16 protein-coding genes and 1 pseudogene are annotated in these 20,172 nt (G+C 65.3%); 7 read left to right on the top strand and 10 right to left on the bottom strand.

Translation table 11 applies throughout. The annotated features are described in order from the left end of the window. The first annotated feature begins 4 nt into the window (after positions 1 to 4). Positions 5 to 1,107 (top strand): annotated as a pseudogene (recF, locus tag IB255_RS13940) (DNA replication/repair protein RecF). 3 nt (positions 1,108 to 1,110) lie between these two features. Then, entirely contained in the window at positions 1,111 to 3,528 is a 2,418-nt protein-coding gene (gene gyrB / locus IB255_RS13935; RefSeq protein WP_081518984.1) for a DNA topoisomerase (ATP-hydrolyzing) subunit B, read from the top strand. Positions 3,529 to 3,591: 63 nt separating this feature from the next. Here the strand turns inward: gyrB and IB255_RS13930 are convergent, their stop codons facing one another. The 4 genes from IB255_RS13930 to glyQ form a co-directional block, all read right to left on the bottom strand. Continuing rightward, complete coding sequence (locus IB255_RS13930) at positions 3,592 to 4,365, bottom strand: lysophospholipid acyltransferase family protein (RefSeq protein WP_081518983.1); 774 nt, start codon at positions 4,363 to 4,365, stop codon at positions 3,592 to 3,594. A gap of 13 nt (positions 4,366 to 4,378) precedes the next feature. Continuing rightward, positions 4,379 to 4,909, bottom strand: a complete 531-nt coding sequence (gmhB, locus tag IB255_RS13925) for a D-glycero-beta-D-manno-heptose 1,7-bisphosphate 7-phosphatase (RefSeq protein ID WP_081518982.1) — start codon at positions 4,907 to 4,909, stop codon at positions 4,379 to 4,381. 100 nt (positions 4,910 to 5,009) lie between these two features. Beyond that, a complete protein-coding gene (gene glyS, locus IB255_RS13920) occupies positions 5,010 to 7,064 on the bottom strand; it encodes a glycine--tRNA ligase subunit beta (RefSeq protein ID WP_081518981.1) in 2,055 nt (684 codons plus the stop codon). After that, on the bottom strand, positions 7,064 to 8,011 hold the full coding sequence (glyQ, locus tag IB255_RS13915) for a glycine--tRNA ligase subunit alpha (protein WP_081518980.1): 948 nt from the start codon (positions 8,009 to 8,011) through the stop codon (positions 7,064 to 7,066). The genes glyS and glyQ overlap by 1 nt, the downstream gene beginning before the upstream one ends. 192 nt (positions 8,012 to 8,203) lie before the next feature. Between glyQ and IB255_RS13910 the strand changes: the two genes are divergently transcribed. Then, positions 8,204 to 8,758 carry a DNA-3-methyladenine glycosylase I gene (locus IB255_RS13910; protein WP_081518979.1) on the top strand — a complete coding sequence of 185 codons (555 nt, stop codon included), beginning with the start codon at positions 8,204 to 8,206 and terminating at the stop codon, positions 8,756 to 8,758. Here IB255_RS13910 and xrtQ read toward each other — a convergent pair. Further along, a complete protein-coding gene (gene xrtQ, locus IB255_RS13905; RefSeq protein ID WP_168190523.1) occupies positions 8,755 to 10,095 on the bottom strand; it encodes an exosortase Q in 1,341 nt (446 codons plus the stop codon). The two genes, IB255_RS13910 and xrtQ, sit on opposite strands and share 4 nt — an antisense overlap. After that, positions 10,092 to 12,068 carry a VIT and vWA domain-containing protein gene (locus tag IB255_RS13900; RefSeq protein WP_192210493.1) on the bottom strand — a complete coding sequence of 659 codons (1,977 nt, stop codon included), beginning with the start codon at positions 12,066 to 12,068 and terminating at the stop codon, positions 10,092 to 10,094. The genes xrtQ and IB255_RS13900 overlap by 4 nt, the downstream gene beginning before the upstream one ends. A 157-nt stretch (positions 12,069 to 12,225) precedes the next feature. On the opposite strand from IB255_RS13900, the gene IB255_RS13895 reads away from it, so the two are divergent. The 3 genes from IB255_RS13895 to IB255_RS13885 all read left to right on the top strand — a co-directional run bounded on the left by IB255_RS13895 (position 12,226) and on the right by IB255_RS13885 (position 14,849). Next, a complete protein-coding gene (locus IB255_RS13895; protein ID WP_081519185.1) occupies positions 12,226 to 13,113 on the top strand; it encodes a lysophospholipid acyltransferase in 888 nt (295 codons plus the stop codon). Between the two features lie 98 nt (positions 13,114 to 13,211). After that, the gene (locus IB255_RS13890; RefSeq protein ID WP_081518976.1) at positions 13,212 to 14,525 is read left to right on the top strand and encodes an Nramp family divalent metal transporter; all 1,314 of its coding nucleotides are present in this window, start codon (positions 13,212 to 13,214) and stop codon (positions 14,523 to 14,525) included. 57 nt (positions 14,526 to 14,582) lie between these two features. Then, positions 14,583 to 14,849, top strand: coding sequence for a PilZ domain-containing protein (locus IB255_RS13885; RefSeq protein ID WP_081518975.1), 267 nt, complete (start codon positions 14,583 to 14,585; stop codon positions 14,847 to 14,849). A gap of 126 nt (positions 14,850 to 14,975) precedes the next feature. On the opposite strand, the gene ehuA is transcribed toward IB255_RS13885, so the two are convergent. The 4 genes from ehuA to ehuB all read right to left on the bottom strand — a co-directional run bounded on the left by ehuA (position 14,976) and on the right by ehuB (position 18,089). After that, positions 14,976 to 15,821: an ectoine/hydroxyectoine ABC transporter ATP-binding protein EhuA gene (ehuA, locus tag IB255_RS13880; RefSeq protein ID WP_081518974.1), complete on the bottom strand. Its 846-nt coding sequence runs from the start codon at positions 15,819 to 15,821 to the stop codon at positions 14,976 to 14,978. A gap of 23 nt (positions 15,822 to 15,844) precedes the next feature. Then, positions 15,845 to 16,501, bottom strand: coding sequence for an ectoine/hydroxyectoine ABC transporter permease subunit EhuD (ehuD, locus tag IB255_RS13875; RefSeq protein WP_081518973.1), 657 nt, complete (start codon positions 16,499 to 16,501; stop codon positions 15,845 to 15,847). Then, positions 16,501 to 17,157 carry an ectoine/hydroxyectoine ABC transporter permease subunit EhuC gene (gene ehuC, locus IB255_RS13870; protein WP_081518972.1) on the bottom strand — a complete coding sequence of 219 codons (657 nt, stop codon included), beginning with the start codon at positions 17,155 to 17,157 and terminating at the stop codon, positions 16,501 to 16,503. The genes ehuD and ehuC overlap by 1 nt, the downstream gene beginning before the upstream one ends. 77 nt (positions 17,158 to 17,234) lie before the next feature. Next, positions 17,235 to 18,089 carry an ectoine/hydroxyectoine ABC transporter substrate-binding protein EhuB gene (gene ehuB / locus IB255_RS13865; RefSeq protein ID WP_081518971.1) on the bottom strand — a complete coding sequence of 285 codons (855 nt, stop codon included), beginning with the start codon at positions 18,087 to 18,089 and terminating at the stop codon, positions 17,235 to 17,237. 430 nt (positions 18,090 to 18,519) lie between these two features. On the opposite strand from ehuB, the gene IB255_RS13860 reads away from it, so the two are divergent. Then, positions 18,520 to 19,914, top strand: a complete 1,395-nt coding sequence (locus IB255_RS13860) for a PLP-dependent aminotransferase family protein (protein ID WP_192210492.1) — start codon at positions 18,520 to 18,522, stop codon at positions 19,912 to 19,914. The last annotated feature ends 258 nt before the right edge of the window (positions 19,915 to 20,172 follow it).

Here is a 20,172-nt window from a genome sequence, read left to right as displayed (position 1 = left end):
ATCGATGTCCCTTACCCGCCTTTCGGTCACCGCGGTGCGCAACCTGCACCCGGTGACCTTCTCCCCCTCCCCCCGCATCAACATCCTCTACGGCGAAAACGGCAGCGGCAAGACCAGCGTGCTGGAAGCCATCTACCTGCTCGGTCTCGCCCGCTCCTTCCGCAGCATGCGCCTGCAACCTGTCATCCAGTACGAAGAACCGGCTTGCACGGTTTTCGGACAGGTTCGCCTGGGCAATGGCTTCGTTAGCAGCCTGGGGGTTTCACGTGATCGTCAGGGCGAGTTCCAGATTCGCATCGACGGGCAGAATGCTCGAAGCGCTGCTCAACTTGCCGAGACGTTGCCGTTGCAGTTGATCAATCCGGATAGCTTCCGTCTGTTGGAGGGGGCGCCGAAGATTCGCCGGCAGTTCCTCGACTGGGGAGTGTTCCACGTGGAACAACGCTTCATGGTCGCCTGGCAGAGGCTGCAGAAGGCCCTGCGGCAGCGGAACTCGTGGCTCCGACATGGTAGACTGGACGGTGCTTCGCAGGCTGCGTGGGACCGCGAATTGTGCGCGGCGAGCGACGAAATTGACGCTTATCGACGGTCCTATATCCAGGCTCTCAAGCCTCAATTCGAGCGGACCCTGGCCGAGCTGATCCAGATCGATGACCTGACGCTCAGCTACTACCGGGGATGGGACAAGGACCGCAACCTGAGTGAAGTACTGTCTTCCAGCCTGCTGCGCGATCAGCAGATGGGACACACCCAGGCGGGGCCGCAACGGGCGGACCTGAGAATTCGTCTGGGGGGACACAATGCTGCGGAGATTCTTTCCCGTGGCCAACAGAAACTGGTGGTCTGCGCTTTGCGGATCGCCCAGGGGCACTTGATCAACCAGGCCAAGCGCGGGCAATGCGTCTACCTGGTGGATGACCTCCCCTCCGAATTGGATGAGAAGCATCGGTTGTCTCTGTGCCGGCTTCTCGAGGATCTGGGTTGTCAGGTGTTCATCACCTGCGTCGACCCGCACTTATTGAAAGACGGCTGGCAAACGGAAACGCCGGTGTCGATGTTCCACGTGGAACATGGGCGCGTCTCTCAGGACACTACCATCGGGAGTGAAGAATGAGCGAGAACACCTACGACTCTTCCAGTATCAAGGTACTGAAGGGGCTGGATGCCGTACGTAAGCGTCCGGGCATGTACATCGGTGATACCGACGACGGCACAGGCCTGCACCACATGGTCTTCGAGGTCGTGGACAACTCGATCGACGAAGCGCTGGCGGGCTACTGCAGCGAGATCAGCATCACCATTCACACCGATGAATCCATCACCGTGCGCGACAACGGTCGCGGCATTCCGGTGGATATCCACAAGGAAGAAGGGGTCTCCGCGGCCGAGGTCATCATGACCGTCCTTCACGCCGGCGGTAAGTTTGACGACAACAGCTACAAGGTCTCCGGCGGTCTGCACGGCGTGGGTGTGTCGGTGGTGAACGCCCTCTCCCACGAGCTGCGTCTGACCATTCGCCGTGAAGGCAAGGTCTGGGAACAGGTCTACCACCACGGCGTACCGCAGTTCCCACTGCGCCCGGTGGGTGACACCGATGGCTCGGGTACCGAGGTGCACTTCAAGCCGTCTCCGGAAACCTTCCACAACATCCACTTCAGCTGGGACATCCTGGCCAAGCGGATTCGCGAGCTGTCGTTCCTGAACTCCGGCGTCGGCATCGTTCTGCGTGACGAGCGTGCCGGTAAGGAAGAGCTGTTCAAGTACGAGGGTGGCCTGCGCGCCTTCGTCGAGTACCTGAACACCAACAAGACCGCGGTGAACCAGGTCTTCCACTTCAACTGCCAGCGTGAAGAAGACGGCGTCGGCGTGGAAGTCGCCCTGCAGTGGAACGACAGCTTCAACGAGAACATTCTCTGCTTCACCAACAACATTCCCCAGCGTGACGGTGGTACCCACCTGGCAGGCTTCCGCTCTGCCCTTACCCGTCACCTGAACAACTACATCGAGCAGGAAGGCCTGGCGAAGAAGTTCAAGATCGCCACCACTGGCGACGATGCCCGCGAAGGCCTGACCGCGATCATTTCGGTGAAGGTGCCGGATCCGAAGTTCAGCTCGCAGACCAAGGACAAGCTGGTTTCCTCGGAGGTGAAGACCGCCGTGGAGCAGGAGATGGGCAAATACTTCGCCGACTTCCTGCTGGAGAACCCGAACGAAGCCAAGGCCGTAGTCGGCAAGATGATCGATGCCGCCCGTGCCCGTGAGGCTGCGCGCAAGGCCCGTGAGATGACCCGCCGCAAGGGCGCGCTGGACATCGCCGGCCTGCCGGGCAAGCTCGCCGACTGCCAGGAGAAGGACCCCGCCCTCTCCGAACTGTACATCGTGGAAGGTGACTCCGCGGGCGGTTCTGCGAAGCAGGGCCGTAACCGCAAGACCCAGGCGATCCTGCCGCTCAAGGGCAAGATCCTCAACGTCGAGAAGGCTCGCTTCGACAAGATGCTGTCCTCCCAGGAGGTCGGCACGCTGATCACCGCGTTGGGCTGCGGTATCGGTCGCGAGGAGTACAACATCGACAAGCTGCGTTACCACAACATCATCATCATGACCGATGCTGACGTCGACGGTTCGCACATCCGTACCCTGCTGCTGACCTTCTTCTTCCGTCAGCTGCCGGAACTGGTCGAGCGCGGCTACATCTACATCGCCCAGCCGCCGCTGTACAAGGTGAAGCGCGGCAAGCAGGAGCAGTACATCAAGGACGACGTGGCCATGGATGAGTACATGACCCAGTCGGCCCTTGAGGAGGCCAGCGTGCACGTCAACGAAAGCGCTCCGGGCCTGTCCGGCGAGGCGCTGGAGAAGCTGGTCAACGAGTACCGCGCCGTCATGCGCACCCTCAAGCGCCTGTCCCGTCTGTACCCGCAGGACCTGACCGAGCACTTCGTCTACCTGCCGCGCATCGAAACCGAGCAACTGGGTGACCAGGCTGCCATGCAGAGCTGGCTGGACCAGTATCAGGAGCGCCTGAAGAGCAGCGAGAAATCCGGCCTGGTGTACAAGGTCAGCCTGCGCGAAGACCGCGAGCGTCACCTGTGGCTGCCGGAAGTCGAGATGGTCGCTCACGGCCTGTCGAGCTACATCACCTTCAACCGCGACTTCTTCGCCAGTAACGATTACCGCGCGGTCACCGAGTTGGGCAGCAAGCTGAACAGCCTGCTGGAGGAAGGTGCCTACGTACAGAAGGGCGAGCGCAAGAAGCCGGTCAGCACCTTCAAGGAAGCCCTCGACTGGCTGATGACCGAAGGCACCAAGCGCCACAGCATCCAGCGATACAAAGGTCTGGGCGAGATGAACCCGGATCAGCTGTGGGAAACCACCATGGACCCGAACGTGCGGCGCATGCTGAAGGTAACCATCGAGGACGCCATCGCGGCCGACCAGCTGTTCAACACCCTGATGGGCGATGCCGTGGAGCCGCGCCGCGACTTCATCGAAAGCAACGCCCTGGCGGTGTCCAACCTGGACGTCTGACCTACAGGCAAAAAGAAAGGGCCCTTCGGGGCCCTTTTCTTTTGTCTGCGGGAAGGCGCTGTGTCAGGACGCCTCGGCCACCGATTGAGGCGTGGCGTCGGCCGGCAGTTCGCCCATCTCGCGCAGGGTCTGGATGACCCAGTTCTCGGCGCGCTGGTTGAGCTCGGTGATGGCGCGTGCGCCCTCCCCTTCGGCGTACATGGCCGGGCCGATTACCACCTGGATGGTCCCCGGGTATTTCGCCCAGCCGTTCTTCGGCCAGCAGTGGCCCGCGTTGTGGGCAATCGGCAGTACCGGCAGGTTGGCGTTGACCGCCAGGGAGGCGCCGCCGCGGGAGAACTTGCCGATCTGGCCGGTAGGAACGCGGGTGCCTTCGGGGAAGATCAATACCCAGGCGCCCTTCTTGAGGCACTCATCGCCCTGCTTGGCGATCTGCTTGAGGGCCACCTTGGGCTGCTCGCGGTTGATGGCGATGGGCTTGAGCAGTGCCATCGCCCAGCCGAAGAAAGGTACGAACAGCAGCTCGCGTTTGAGCACCAGCGCCAGCGGCTCGAAGTAGCCGGTGAGGAAGAAGGTCTCCCAGGTGCTCTGGTGTTTGGCCAGGATCACGCAGGGCTGGTCGGGGATGTTCTCCGCGCCTTTGAGTTCGTAGCGCACGCCGACCACCCAGCTGGCGAGCCAGACGGCGAACTTGCACCAGGCCTGGGCGATGAAGCGGTAGCGCGCGCGGTACGGCAGGAAGGGCGCAATGAGCAGGCTCAGGGTGCCCCAGACGAAAGCGCTGAACGACAGCAGCAGGTAGAAAAGAACGGTTCTGATGGCCTGCACTATCGACATGGGAGATGGGTCCTCAGGAAAGAAGTTGGTCGGCTACTGCCGCCAGATCGTCGAATACCAGCGTGCCTTCGGGCAACGGCTTGGTCAGGGTTCGCTCGCCTTTGCCGGTCTTTACCAACACTGGCTGACAATCGACGGCCAGCGCGGCGTCCAGGTCACCCCGGCTGTCACCCACGAACCAGGTGCCGCGTAATTCCACGCCGTAATGCTGGGCAATCTGCCGCAGCATACCGGGTTTCGGCTTGCGGCAGTCGCAGCCCTCGTCGGGGCCGTGGGGGCAGTAGACGACCACGCCGAGTTCACCGCCCTGCTCTGCCACCAGTTCGCGCAGGCGCTGGTGCATGCTCTCCAGGGTGGCCAGGTCGTAATAGCCGCGGGCGATGCCCGACTGGTTGGTGGCCACGGCCACGGTCCAGCCGGCCTTGCTCAGGCGGGCGATGGCGGTGATCGCGCTGGGGATCGGGATCCACTCGTCGAGGGATTTGATGTAGGCGTCGGAGTCCTGGTTGATGACACCGTCGCGGTCGAGGATCAGTAGCTTCATGGGTGATTCGGCAAGTCAGACACTTTCGATAAGTCGGAAATGAAAAAGCCGGGAGTCCGTCACGGCGAACCGTTGCGAACTCCCGGCTTTCAGGTGGGCATCAACCCAGCAGCGAGATGTCGGCGACGCCGAGGAACAACCCGCGCAGCTTCGCCAGCAGCGCGTAGCGGTTGGCCTTCACGGCGTTGTCGTCCGCGTTGACCAGGACTTCCTCGAAGAAGGCGTCCACCGGCGCGCGCAGGGCTGCCAGACGGGCCAGGGCGGCGCGATAGTCGCGAGCCGCTGCCAGCGGAGCCACTTCGCTCTCGGCGGCTGCCACGGCGCTGCCAAGGGCCTTCTCGGCAGCCTCGGTGAACAGGCTGGCGTTGACGGCGGCAGGCACGTCGCCTTCGGCCTTGGCCAGGATGTTCGACACGCGCTTGTTGGCGGCGGCGAGGGCTTCGGCTTCGGGCAGCTGACGGAACGCCTGTACGGCCTGCACGCGCTGGTCGAAGTCCAGCGGAGCGGTCGGCTTGAGTGCACGTACGGCCTGGTACACGGCTACGTTGACGCCTTCATCCTCGTAACGGGCGCGCAGGCGGTCGAAGACGAAGTCCTGCACCTGTTCGGACAGGCCTTCGGCCTTCACCTTGTCGCCGTACTGGGCCACGGCGACGCTGATGGCGTCGACCAGGTCCAGGTCCAGCTGCTTCTCGATGAGGATGCGCAGCACGCCCAGGGCGGCACGACGCAGGGCGTACGGGTCCTTGCTGCCGGTGGGCAGCATGCCGATGCCGAAGATGCCGACCAGGGTGTCCAGCTTGTCGGCCACCGCGACCGCCGCACCGGTCAGGGTGCCCGGCAGTTCGGCGCCAGCGCCGCGCGGCATGTATTGCTCGTTCAGCGCCAGGGCGACGTCCTTGGCTTCGCCACCGGCAGTGGCGTAGTAGTAACCCGCGATGCCCTGCATCTCCGGGAACTCGCCGACCATTTCGGTGGCCAGGTCGCACTTGGAGAGGATGCCGGCGCGGGCAGCGTTGGTGGCATCTCCACCGATGCGCTCGGCGATGTAGGCGGCCAGTTTGGAAACCCGTTCGGCCTTCTCGTAGACAGTGCCCAGCTGGGCCTGGAACACCACGTTCTTCAGACGGGCGTTGAAGGCTTCCAGCGGTTGCTTCTGGTCCTGCTTGAAGAAGAACTCGGCGTCGGTCAGGCGCGGGCGAACGACCTTCTCGTTGCCGGAGACGATGTGCTCCGGCGCCTTGCTCTCGACGTTGGCCACGGTGATGAAGCGCGGCAGCAGCTTGCCGTTGGCGTCCAGCAGGCAGAAGTACTTCTGGTTGTCCTGCATGGTGGTGATCAGGGCTTCCTGCGGCACCGCGAGGAAGCGCTCCTCGAAGGAGCACACCAGCGGCACCGGCCACTCGACCAGCGCGGTCACTTCGTCCAGCAGGTCGGCCGGGACGATGGCGCTGCCCTTCTGCTCGGCAGCCAGTTCGGCGACGCGCCTGGAGATGATCTCGCGGCGCTCGGCGAAGTCGGCCAGCACGTGGGCGCTGCGCAGGTCTTCCAGGTAGTTGGCCGGTGCCGAGATGCGCACGTTGGCCGGGTTGTGGAAGCGGTGGCCGCGGGATTCGCGACCGGCCTTCTTGGTCAGGATCTCGCAGTCGACGACGTCGTCGCCGAACAGCATCACCAGCCACTGGGTCGGACGCACGAACTCTTCACGACGGGCTGCCCAGCGCATGCGCTTGGGAATCGGCAGCTCGTTCAGCGAGGCTTCGACGATGCCCGGCAGCAGACCTACGGCCGGTTGGCCGGCGATGGTCTGGCTGAACTTGAGTTTCGGGCCGCTCTTGTCGATCAGCTCCAGGTCCACACCGCACTTCTTGGCGAAGCCGAGGGCGGCCTGGGTCGGGTTGCCGTTGGCGTCGAAGGCAGCCTGCAGCGGCGGGCCGTCGAGGTTCACGGTGCGGTCCGGCTGCTGCACGGCGAGCTGGTCGATCTGCACGGCCAGGCGGCGCGGCGCGGCATAGCAGCGCGCGGCGGCGTAGGTCAGGCCGGCGGCCTTGAGGCCCTTCTCGATGCCGGCCAGGAAGGCTTCACCGAGGCTTTTCAGCGCCTTGGGTGGCAGCTCTTCGGTGCCCAGTTCGACGAGGAAATCCTTCGCGCTCATTATTCGGCCTCCTTCAGCTTGGCCAGTACTTCGTCACGCAATGCGGGGGTGGCCATCGGGAAGCCGAGGCGGGCGCGGGCCTGCAGGTAGCTCTGCGCCACGGCGCGGGCCAGGGTGCGCACGCGCAGGATGTAGCGCTGACGCTCGGTCACCGAGATGGCGCGGCGGGCGTCCAGCAGGTTGAAGGTGTGCGAGGCCTTGAGGACCATCTCGTAGGTCGGCAGCGGCAGTTGCAGCTCGATCAGGCGGTTGGCTTCGCTTTCATAGAAGTCGAACAGCTCGAACAACTTCTCGACGTTGGCGTGTTCGAAGTTGTAGGTCGACTGCTCCACTTCATTCTGGTGGAACACGTCGCCGTAGGTGACCTTGCCGAATGGGCCGTCGGCCCACACCAGGTCGTAGACCGAGTCGACGCCCTGGATGTACATGGCCAGGCGTTCCAGGCCGTAGGTGATTTCACCGGTGACCGGGTAGCACTCGATGCCGCCGACCTGCTGGAAGTAGGTGAACTGGGTGACTTCCATGCCGTTCAGCCAGATTTCCCAGCCCAGGCCCCAGGCGCCGAGGGTCGGCGATTCCCAGTTGTCCTCGACGAAACGGATGTCGTGCACCAGCGGGTCGATGCCGATGGCCTGCAGCGAGCCCAGGTACAGCTCCTGGAAGTTCTCCGGGTTGGGCTTGAGGACCACCTGGAACTGGTAGTAGTGCTGCAGGCGGTTGGGGTTCTCGCCGTAGCGGCCGTCGGTAGGACGGCGGCTCGGTTGCACGTACGCCGCGTTCCAGGTTTCCGGGCCCACGGCGCGGAGGAAGGTGGCGGTGTGGAAGGTGCCTGCGCCTACTTCCATGTCGTAGGGCTGCAGCACCACACAGCCCTGATCGGCCCAGTATTTTTGCAGGGCGAGGATCAGGTCCTGGAAGGTGGGCACGGCGGGCGTAGTCTGGCTCACGAATTTCACCTGTGCTGGATATGCGACTAAAACCCGGCAGTATACCCCAAGACGCTTGCAGCTTGGGCTTCACAGCGATTTTTGCGCGACCGTTCGTAGGCCCTCGAAGGGGGAAAAACAGGATTTATGACTGTATTTTTGTACAGCTATTTGTCTATAGTCAGAACCTTCCCGTTTCGAAGGCCGACTGCCATGTCCCGCTGCTCCTGGTGTAACGACGACCCGCTGTACATCGCCTACCACGATGCCGAGTGGGGTGTGCCCCAGCGCGACGCTCGCGCACTGTTCGAAATGATCATCCTTGAAGGCGCCCAGGCCGGCCTGTCGTGGATCACCGTGCTGAAGAAGCGCGAGCGCTACCGCGAAGTACTGTTCGGCTTCGATCCGGAACGCCTGGCACGCATGACCGACGAGGAAATCGAGGAGCGCATGCAGGACCCGGGCATCATTCGCAATTTCGCCAAGCTCAAGGCCGCGCGGCAGAACGCCCAGGCCTGGCTGAAGCTGGAGGACCCGGTGACCTTCCTCTGGTCCTTCGTCGGCGGCCAGCCCAAGGTCAACCACTTCAGTGGCCGCGGCGACGTGCCGGCGGTGACACCCGAGGCCGAGGCCATGAGCAAGGCGCTGCGCAAGGCCGGTTTCAATTTCGTCGGCCCGACCATCTGCTACGCCTTCATGCAGGCCACCGGCATGGTGATGGACCACACCGTTGACTGTGACCGCTACGCCCAGCTGACCCGCGCCTAGGGCAGCGGGCTGGCCACAGTGATCGCCTGCCAAGGCCCGGTGGAGCGCCCGGAAAGTGCCGACCAGTACCACGCCGAGGTATCGGAGAAGGATTGGCCGATGGCGTCCTCGATGTAGTCGCAGACCTGCAGTCGCACTCCCTCGCGTTCGACCACGAAGCAGCGTTGCAGGCCCTGCGCGCTAACCCGTTGCCGAAGCTGCGTCTGCTCGATGCGATAGCCCAGCGCGCGGAAGCAATCCTCTGCCGGGTGCAGCTTGCGCGTCGGCCGCAGCACCTGGCGCAGTACGATGCTGCGCTGGCCATCGGTAAAACGGCCGAGCTGGCCGGGAAAGTCCGCGGCGAAGCGCTGCTCCACCGGCGAAAGCGCCAGCGGGCGCAAGGCACGACCTTCGAATTGCACCGGCCATTCATGGGCGACGCGAGCGGCCTCTGACGCGGTGGTAGCCGGCGACAGGAAAGGCCAGAGCATCGCCAGCAGCAGAGCACCAAGCAGGCTGCCGGTGAAATGTGTCGAAGCGTCAGGCTGCGCTGCTTTCACCGATGCCGGCAGTGCAAAAGCACGCCGCCCGATCACCCGGAAAATCATCCCGCAGACTCCGACGAACACCAGCAGCCCGACCGCCTCATGGGCCCAGCCGGGAAACCCGCTCGCGCCGCTCTCGCCCCACACCAGCAGCGTGTTGCGCAGGATGTTGCCGCCCAGTACCAGCAGTCCCACCAGCGGCAGGCGGCGCAGCAGCAGGCAGTCCGGCAGCCGCAGCCAGGCCGCCAGCGCGCAGGCGGTGAAGTAGCCGACCCAGGCCATCTGGATGCCCGAGCACGGCGCATCGACCATCACCCACTGGCCGTCCACCAGCAGCGCACTACCCTGCCGTTCCACTGTCCAGCTCCCCAGGCGCAGCAACCACGCGCTGACCTCGGCAGTGATGACGCGCAATGGATAACCGACGAAGAACTGCAGCGAAGACAGCAGCGGCAACGACAGCACGCCCAGCCCCAGCCAGGACAGCCAGGGCTGGCCGGACGCTCGCAGGCTGAGGATCACCAGCAGCAGCGCCAACACCGAGAGCAGCCCGCGCAGCAGCGGCGGCAGAATCGACTGGAAAAGCGCGCCGGAGATCAGCAACAGCGCTGCCGCACCCAGCCAGTGCAGGCGTGGTTGCGTGCGCAGGCTGTGACGGTCGCGCCAAAGCAGTACTCCGAGTGCCGCCAGCGCGATGATTCCCAGCGGATCATCCGAGCCATCACCGAGCCGCCGTGCCGCCCACAGCCAGCTCGGCCAGGCCGCCAGTGCGGCGAACAACAGCCAGCTCCAGCCGGGCAGGCGGCGGATCATGCGGCCTTCCTCCGCCAGAACCAGGCCCCCAGCGCGGCCAGCAGCAACATGGCCCATACGCCCGGTTCCGGCGTGCCGGGCACGGTGCTGCCGATGGCGTTGTTGCTCACGCCCTGTGGCATAGGCAGCGGTTGGTCGACCGTCTGGCTCAACTGCGGATCGGCATTGCGCACCTGCTGGTCGACGGCGATGAACGAGGTATAGGGCGTCAGCAACTGGTACTTCAGGCCGAGGTCGAGGATCTGCGAGCTGAACTCGAAGCCACCATCGAGCGCCTCCTGATCCATCAGGCTGGCGAGGCGTTGGCGTGCCCACAGGTGGGCGAGCGCACCACCGTTGTCAGTGAGGTTGCCGGTGCTGATCGGCAACCGTACCTGGAACGGGCCGTCGGCGGCGTGGGCGTCGAGACGCAGCTCGCCGCGCGGCGCGCCCTTCCACTTGCCGAACAGTACCAGCGGGCGATTGGCGAACAGGTCGGGCAATTGCAGCGGCTCCACGTCGTAGACATCGAGGCCTTCGAAACGGGCGTGGATGCCCTTGAGCAGCGGGCTGTCGATCATCTTGCGGAAGCGCTGCGCCGCCTTGTTCGCCTGCTCATCATCGGTCACCACGAAAGGCTCGCCCTGCCCCGCCCGCGCCAGTCCTTCGATCAGGCTGCGGTTCACCGCGCTGCCGATGCCGAAGGCGAACAGGTTGGCCTTGCTCAGGTTCTCGCGCACCAGCTTGTAGGCGCTGCTCTCGACGGTGACGTAGCCGTCGGTAACCACCACGAAGCTGCGCGAGCGCTCCGGGTCCGTGGGCATTGCCAGCGCCTCGCGCAGGGCCGGCATCAGCTCGGTGCCGCCGGCGCCGACCTGGCTGTCCAGCAGCTCGATGGCCAGACGGATGTTTTCCGGCGTGGCGGGGAGCGAACGCTCCGCCAGCTTGCGGTTGTCGCCGGCGAACAGCAGCAGGTTGAAGGTGTCGCTGGGGCGGAGGCGGCCGATCAGGTCGCGCAGCAGGGTCTTGGTGGTGTCCAGTGGGAAGCCGTTCATGGAACCGGAGACATCCACCACGAAGATATAGTCGCGCGGCACGATGAGCCGGGTGTCCGGCGCGCGCGGCGGGGCGACCATGGCGAGGAAGAAGTTCTCCTGCTCGCCGCGCGACAACAGCAGGCCGCTCTGCACGGACTCACCGCCGAGCTGGTAATCGAGGATGAAGTCGCGGTTGCTGGCGGTGGCATCGTCGGCCGCTATCTGCGCGGTGGCGCGCCGGCCGTCACGCTGAATGGTCAGGCGATGGGAAGGCGAGGCGATCTCGCCGATCTGCACCGGCGCCAGCAGTTCGACCTGCAGGGCGAAGGTCGTGGCCGAAGGCTGTCCGGCCGGCAGGTACGGTGACTCGATCCACTGCTGCTTGCCGCTGCCGGATTCACCGCGACCGTTGTAGCGCGGCCCGACCACCGTGGGGAAGACGAACTGGAAGCGCCCGTCGGTGGGCACCAGCAGCTCGCTGTAGCGCAACTCCACCTGCACCACGTCGCCGGGGAGGATGTTGGCGACCTTCATCTGGAACACGTTCTCGCGTTCCTGTTCCAGCAGTGCGGCGGTCTTGCCGTCCTGCTTGGCCTGCTGGTACTCGGCCTTGGCCTTCTGCTTCTCGCGGATCTGCGCCTGGATCACCCGGTCGCCCAGGTGGACGGTCATGCCGTGGACGGCGGCGCGGGTCGAGGCGGGGAACACGTAGCGTGCTTCCAGCGGCGTCTTGCCCTGGTTACGGTATTCCTGGGTCACCGTCACCTCGGCGATGTTGCCCAGCACGCGGGCCTCCACGCGGGTCGCCTTGAGCGGCAGGGCATCGACGGCCGGATCGGCATTCTCGACGAAGAAGTACGGACTGGAGCTGCTGTCCTCTGCAGCCAGCGCCACCAGGCTGGCGCTCATCGCCAGCAGCAGGCAGCACAGCCGTGCAAGGAAGGTTGGGATACGCATCGCGGGCCTCCGGGCCAGTGGATCGAATGGCCGCAGGTTGCGCGCGCGCTGTGGGCGCAATGTGCTCGCCAGGTGGAGATTGTGTGGAGCCGCGATGGCGCCCGATTTACCGGCGCGAGCGGCTACAATGGCCGCCATCTGCTTGAAGGAGTTTTCCGTGGAGAAATTCAAGGGCGCACTGGTGGTGGGCTTCCTGCGGTTGTTCGCCATGCTGCCGTGGCGCGCGGTGGGCGCATTGGGCGCCGGCATCGGCTGGCTGATGTGGAAACTGCCCAACCGGTCCCGCGAGATCGTGCGGATCAACCTGTCGCACTGCTTCCCCGAACTGTCCGGGGCTGAACTGGAGAAGCTCGTCGGCCAGAGCCTGATGGACATCGGCCGCACGCTGACCGAGAGCGCCTGCGCCTGGATGTGGTCGCCGCAGAAGTCGCTGCAGTACATCCGCGAAGTCGAAGGCATGGAAGTGCTGGAAGAAGCGCTGGCCTCCGGCGATGGCCTGGTCGGCATCACCAGCCACCTGGGCAACTGGGAAGTGCTCAACCACTTCTACTGCTCCTACGCCAAGCCGATCATTTTCTACCGCCCGCCCAAGCTCAAGGCGGTGGACGATCTGCTGAAGAAGCAGCGCGTACAGCTGGGCAACCGCGTCGCGCCCTCGACGCCCGAAGGCATCAAGAGCGTGATCAAGGAAGTGAAGAACGGCGGCTGTGTCGGCATCCCCTGCGACCCGGAGCCGGACCTGGGCTCGGGCCTGTTCGTGCCCTACCTGGGCACCACCGCGCTGACCAGCAAGTTCGTGCCCTCCCTGCTCTCGCGCGGCAAGGCCCGCGGGGTGTTCTTCCACGCCGTGCGCCTGCCCGATGGCAGCGGCTACAAGGTGATCCTCGAAGCCGCGCCGGCGGACATGTACGACAAGGACATGGAAGTGTCGGTGGCTGCGCTCAGCCGCGAGCTGGCCAAGTACGTGCGCGCCTATCCCAGCCAGTACATGTGGACCATGAAGCGCTTCAAGAAGCGTCCCGAGGGCGAGGCCCGCTGGTACTGAGCACGCCAGGCTCAATCGACCCGATAGGCACGGCGCCCCTGGATTGTTGACGCCAGGGGCGTCAGGCTGAACGTCCCACGCTCCCGGAATCCCTCCCCATGCTCGGCCTGCCGACTACCGCCACTGCGCCGTTCTGTCCCTCGGAAGTCAAAGGCAGCATCCAGGTCGCGGCCGGCGCGCCGTTGTTCAAGCGCATCCTGCAGTTCGCCGGCCCCGGCCTGCTGGTCTCCATTGGCTACATGGACCCGGGCAACTGGGCCACCGCCATCGAAGCCGGCTCGGGCTTCGGCTACCAGCTGCTGTTCGTGGTGCTGCTCTCCAGCCTTGCAGGGATGGTCCTGCAGTGCCTGGCGATGCGCCTGGGCATCGTCACCGGCCAGGACCTGGCGCAGCTCTCGCGCAGTCGCTACAGCCTGGGCACGGCGCGCCTGCAATGGCTGTTGGCGGAGCTTTCGATCGTCGCCACGGACCTCGCCGAAGTGCTCGGCTGCGCCCTGGCCTTCCACCTGCTGCTGGGCGTCGACCTGGTCACCGGGGTGATCCTCACCGCCTTCGACACGCTCATCGTGCTCGGCCTCAAGGGCCAGCGCTTCCGCCACCTGGAAGCGATCATGCTCGGCCTGATCGTCACCATCAGCGGCTGCTACCTGGTTGAGCTGATCCTCATCAAGCCCTACTGGCCCGACGTCGCCGCCGGCTTCCTGCCCAGCTGGGACGCGGTGACCCAGCGCGAGCCGCTGTACCTGGCGATCGGCATCCTCGGCGCCACGGTGATGCCGCACAACCTCTACCTGCACTCCTCCATCGTGCAGACGCGGCAGGTCAGCGGCAGCAACGGCAAGGCTGCGGCTATCCGTCTGACACGCATCGACACCGTGGTCTCACTGAGCCTCGCGCTGCTGGTCAACGCGGCGATCCTGATCCTCGCCGCCGCGGCCTTCCACGAGACCGGCCACACCGGCGTCACCGAAATCCAGGACGCCTACCGCCTGCTCGAACCACTGGTGGGCACCGGCCTTGCGGCGATCCTCTTCGGCGTCGCCCTGCTCGCCTCCGGGCAGAGTTCCACCTTCACCGGCACCATCGCCGGGCAGGTGATCATGGATGGCTTCCTGCAGATGAAGATTCCCTGCTGGCAACGCCGCCTGATTACCCGCGCCCTGGCACTGATCCCGGCGCTGATCGGCGTGGTGATGCTGGGCGACAAGGCGGTGGGCAAGCTGCTGGTGTTCAGCCAGGTGGTGCTCAGCCTGCAGCTGCCGTTCGCGCTCTGGCCGCTGATCCGCTTCACCAGCGATCGCGCGCTGATGGGCGAGTTCGCCAACTCCCTGCTGACCCGTGTGCTGGCCTGGGGCTTGTTCTGCGTCATCAGCGCCGCCAATCTCTGGCTGCTCGCGCAATTGCTGGCTTGACCTGACCCCCGGGTTTCAGGCCCATTAGTGCGCTGACATTCAGGACGGATGCCATCCATGTCGAACCAAAGGCAGTACCCGCGTACCCCGATGAAGTGCCGGATCAAGATCAGCCATGCCAGCTTCGGTGATGTGTTCGGCCATACCCGTGATCTGTCCGATGGCGGCGTCTACGTCCGTCATGAAGTGCTCGCCGCGCTGCCCGCCGGAACCCGCGTGACCGGCCAGGTGCAGGACATGCCCTTCGATGCGCCAATCCTGGAGATGGAAGTGATGCGCACCGACGCCGAGGGCGCGGGCTTCCGCTTCGTCGGCAACGCCTGATCCCCGCTGCGCTGCGAACTGCTTTTCTGTAGGAGCGAGCTTGCTCGCGAACCCAAGACCCGCAGTGGAGTTTGTTCGCGAGCAAGGGCTAGGCGCCCCCTCGGTCCTACGAAGAGCCCCAGCCGATCAATTCGCCTCGTTCACCGCACTCAGGAAGGCCCGCGTCCGCTCATGCTGCGGATGGCCGAAGAACTGCTGCGGGCTGCCCTGCTCGAGGATGCTGCCCTGGTGGAAGAAGCACACGCGGTCGGCGAATTCGCGGGCGAAACCCATCTGGTGGGTGACCATGAGCATGGTCAGGTTGTGCTCGGCGCCCAGCTTGCGCACCACGTTGAGCACCTCGCCGCACAGCTCCGGGTCCAGCGCCGAAGTCACCTCGTCGAACAGCATCACCTTGGGCCGCATCGCCAGCGCGCGGGCAATGGCCACGCGCTGCTGCTGGCCGCCGGAAAGCTGTGACGGATAGTGGTCGAGCTTGTTGCCCAGGCCGACCATTTCCAGCAACTCCACCGCGCGCTCGCGGGCCTCAATGCGGCGCATGCCGAGCACCTGCACCGGTGCCTCCATCACGTTGCGCAGCGCGCTCATGTGCGGGAACAGGTTGAAGCACTGGAACACCATGCCGATCTTGCTGCGCACCTTGCGCACGTGGCTCTCCGGCGCGCGCACCAGGGTCTCGTTGCGCTTGAGGTGGGTCAGCGGCTCGCCGTCGACTTCGATCAGACCGCTGTCGATGGTTTCCAGGGTCATCAGTGCGCGCAGCAGGGTCGATTTGCCCGAGCCGCTGGGGCCGATGATGGCGACCTTCTCGTTGGCCTTCACCTCCAGGTTGAGGTCCTTGAGCACGCTGAAGCTGCCGTAGCTCTTGCACACGTTGCGGAAGCTGACCATCGGCTGGGCCGTCTCGGCGCGCGCGGCCGGGGCATCCTGGCTGGCCACGCGTGGCGCAGTCTGTAGGGAGTGAACGGACATCGGAGTACCTCCAGAAGAGTCAGTCATGGCAGCGCCGTACGTTTTTCCACCTGGCGCACGACGCCCGCCAGGCCGATGGAGATGAGCAGGAAGAACACCCCGACCAGGGTGATCGGTTCCAGGTAGCGGAAGCTGTCGGAGCCGATGTTCTTCGCCTGCTGCATGATTTCCACCACGGTGATCGCGGAGAGCACCGGGGTGTCCTTGAACATGGCGATCAGGTAGTTGCCCAGTGCCGGCAGCACCGGGCGGATGGCCTGGGGCAGGATCACCTCGCGGTAGGCCTTGAACGGCGAGAAGTTCAGCGCGGTGACCGCTTCCCACTGCCCGCGCGGCACCGCTTCCAGGCCGGCGCGGTACACCTCGGCGGTGTAGCAGGCGTAGTGCAGGGCGATGCCGAGGGTGCCGGCCACCAGGGCGGTCATGCTCAGCCCGTAGGTCGGCAGGACGTAGAACAGGAAGTACACCTGGATCAGCAGCGGCGTGCTGCGGATGAACTCGATCAGCCAGGCCGCCGGCCACGACAGCCAGATGTGCCGGCTGCGCCGGGCGATGGCGAACAGCAGGCCGAACACCACCGCCAGGGCGAAGCCCACCAGGGTGATGGCGATGGTCCGCAGCGAGGCGTGCAGCAGCTGCGGGAGAATCTGCCAGGCGAAGTCCCAGTCGAAGAATTTCATCACAGGCCTCCGCGGATTCGGCCGTGCCCCAGCCAGCGTTCGAGGCGGCGCATGAGGAAGACGATGACCTGGGCCATGACGAAGTACAGCACCAGGGTGAGCAGGAAGATCTTCATGGTCTCGAAGGTCGCCTGGTCCAGCTGGCGGGCTCGGAAGGTCAGGTCCGAGAGGGTGATCAGCGACACCAGCGAGGTGTTCTTCAGCAGCTCGATCAGCAGGTTGGTGCCGGGCGGGATCGCGCAGAGCAGCGCCTGCGGCAGGATGATCCGGCGGAAGCGCGTGAAGGGCGACATGTTCAGCGCCAGCGAGGCTTCGTATTGCCCCTTGGGCACCGAGCCGATGGCGCCGCGCATCACTTCCGCGCCGTAGGCGCCGATGTGCAGGCCCAGGCCGATGATCGCCACGCTGTAGGCGCTCATCTCCAGGTTGAACGGCGGCAGCGGCAGCACGAAGTACAGCCAGAACAGCTGCACCAGCAGCGAAGTGCCGCGGAACAGCTCGATGTAGGCGATGGACACCCAGCGCAGCGCCGGCCACGGCGAGAGCCGGCCGAGTGCGGCGATGATGGCGGCGGCGACCGCCAGCAGGGAGCCGAAGACGGTCACCTGGACGGTGATCCAGGCGCCCTCCAGCAGCAGAGGAAGCAATTCACCCATGGTACGTATCCCGTTGCGACAGGTTCGACCAAACGGCCGGGCAGGCGCGCCCTATGCCAGCGACGCGCCCCGCACGGTCACTGTTTGCAGAGTTCGGCGGCGGTCTTGTCGGTGACGTTGGACTTGTCGAAGCCGAACGGCTTGACCGTCGCCAGGTGCTCGGCGCCGCCCAGCCACTGCTTGAGCTGGGCGTTGACGGCATCGCGCAGGTCCTTGTCATCCGGGCGGAAGGCAAGGGCGCCGTAACCGATGTGCGACGGGTCGTCCTTGAAGTCGGTGATGGCTTCCACCGAGTCGCCGCCTTTCGCCGCGAGGCCTTTCATGGTCAGCGCGGTTCCGACGCTGGCGTCGGCGCGGCCGGCGCGCACGGCCTGCAGCTGCGCGGTGGTGTCGGGAACCTGGACGATCTGCTCTTCCGCCACACCTTCCGCGCGGGCGTAACCCAGCTCGGCGGTGCCGGACATGATCGCCAGCTTCACGTCCGGGTTGTTCTTCACGTCGGCGTAGCTGTGCAGGTTCTTCGGGTTGCCCTTCTTCACCAGCAGCGAGTCGGGAATCTGGTAGTGCGGGTCGGTGAAGATCACCTGCTGGCAGCGTGGCGGGGTGATGTACATGCCGGCGGCGATGACGTCGAAACGCCCGGCACGCAGGCCGGGGATCAGCGCGCCCCATTCGGTCAGCACCGGCTCGATCTTCTTCACACCCATTTTCGTGAAGATCTGCGTGGCGATTTCCGGGGACTCGCCGGTGACCTTGCCGGAGGTCTCGGTGTAGGCGAACGGCGCTTCATTGGCGTAGCCGATGCGCACGGTGCCGGTGCTCTTGATGCGTTCCAGGGTGGTTTCGGCATAGCTGCCAGCGCTGGCGACGGCGCAGGCCAGCAGGGTGCAGGCAAGACTCAGGCGGCGCAGGAAAACAGGGGCGGTACTCATCTTCGGATCTCCTGATCTTCGCTTGCCGAACGCGGTGGGCGCGCGGCGATGGATGGCAGGTAGCAATGTCGTACGACTGTTGTTCTTGTAGGTCGGGCCCGGGTGGGGCCTTCCGAAGTTCTTGCGCCGCTGTCGATGGCGACGGCGACAAGCTCGACGCCAGACTAAGCCGCGGCGCCTTGCGGCTGTTCCTGATCGACAACCCCGCGGCGGGAAAAAGCCACCGTCGCGACGAACGCATCCGCAGGTTTTTTCTGCGCGGGCCTGACAATGCGGCCCGATGTGCTGCCCGATGTACTGACAGGTGCGCGGCTATATGTCCTGTGCCCGAGCATACAAAAGGGTCGGAACGGTCGACATTGCACTAGGACAATTGCCGCCGGTGTGCCGGTCCGTCACTCTGGACCCCTGACCAGACGGAGCGCTGAAGATGGAAGCCTGGCGTCGCGCCCTGGCCGACCTGCGGGTCGGCGAATCCAAGTACAAGACTCTGGTGCAGGCCATTGCCGGCGACATCGAACAGGGCCGCCTGAGCGACGGCCAGCGCCTGCCGCCGCAGCGCCACGTCGCCGATGGCCTGGGCATCAGCGTGCAGACCGTGACCAACGCCTACAAGGAACTGGAACGCCAGGGCCTGGTGCGTTGCGAGGTCGGCCGCGGCAGCTTCGTCACGCGGCGGATGACCGAGGGCATGGCCCACTACATGGTCGATCACCCCGAGCGCGCGCTGGTGGATTTCTCCATCGCCAGCATCGTCCACACCCGCGAGCACGACCGCCTGTGGCAGGACAGCTGCCGTGAGCTGGCGCAGGAAACCGACCAGCCGTGGATGCGCGCCTGCCGCCCGGTGGCCGGCTTCGATACGCACCGCGACGCCGGGGTGAAATGGCTGGCGCAACTGGGCCTCAAGCGTGAGCGCGATGACGTGCTGATCACCAATGGCGCGGCCCACGGCATCTTCCTTGCCCTCGCCTCCCTCGCCGGGCCGGACGACGTGGTGCTCTGCGAGCAGCTCACCGACCACGGCGTGATCGGCAATTCCCAGGTGCTCGGCTTCACCCTCAAGGGCGTGGAGATCGACAAGCAAGGCATCGACCCGGAGCACTTCGAAGACCTCTGCGCCAACGAGCGCATCACCGCGCTGGTGTGCACGCCCAACCTGAACAACCCGACCTCCTGCCTGATGCCCGACACGCGCCGCCGCGAGATTGCTGCCATTGCCCAGCGCTATGGCGTGTATGTGATCGAGGACGACGTCTACGGCCCGCTGCTCGGCGAGCGCCGCCCGCCGCCGCTCAGCCATTACCTGCCGGACCTGTCGTTCTACTGCACGAGCTTCACCAAGAGCGTGCTCACCGGCCTGCGCATCGGCTACCTGGCCATGCCGCGACGGCTGGCGCTGCGCACCGAGAGCATCCTGCGGGTGAACAGCTGGATGGGCACGCCGCTGCTGGCGGAAGTGGCGGCGCGCTGGATCCACAACGGCAACGCCGCCGCGCTGATCGGCCTGCAGCGCCGAGTGCTGGAGAAGCGCCAGGGGCTGGTGCGCGAGTACCTCGGCGAGCATCTGCGCGGGTGTGATCCGCATTCGCTGAGCGCGTGGATCGGCATCCCCGAACACTGGGAACTGGACAGCCTGGTGCGCGAGCTGCGTCATCGACACATTGCCGTGACGCCGCCCGATCCGTTCATGGTGCGCGGCACCCCCAGGCCGCGTGCGGTGCGCCTGTGCATGGGCGCTGAATGCAGCGACGAGCGCATGGCGAGCGCTCTGGAAGACATGCGCGAACTGTTCGGGCAGTACCCGAAGATCCACGATTTCTAAGCCCTACGCCGGGCCCGCGCTTGTAGCCGTAGGGCGCATAACGCGCCAGCGTTATCCGCCCTACGGCCTACAGGAAGTTTCGGTGCTCGGGATCGCCCTCACCCCAGCCCTCTCCCAGGGGGAGAGGGAGCCGTACGTGCCGGCTGATGCCGTGGTGTATCTCCTGCGCCGAGCGGTCCCCTCTCCCTCCGGGAGAGGGTTAGGGTGAGGGCAAAGTCCGCAGCGGAGGTGGGCATGAGATTCCAGCAGCAACAATAG

This window comes from Pseudomonas sp. PDM22 (assembly GCF_014851965.1).
Taxonomy (GTDB): domain Bacteria; phylum Pseudomonadota; class Gammaproteobacteria; order Pseudomonadales; family Pseudomonadaceae; genus Pseudomonas.
This window is presented reverse-complemented; position numbering and strand designations above follow the sequence as displayed.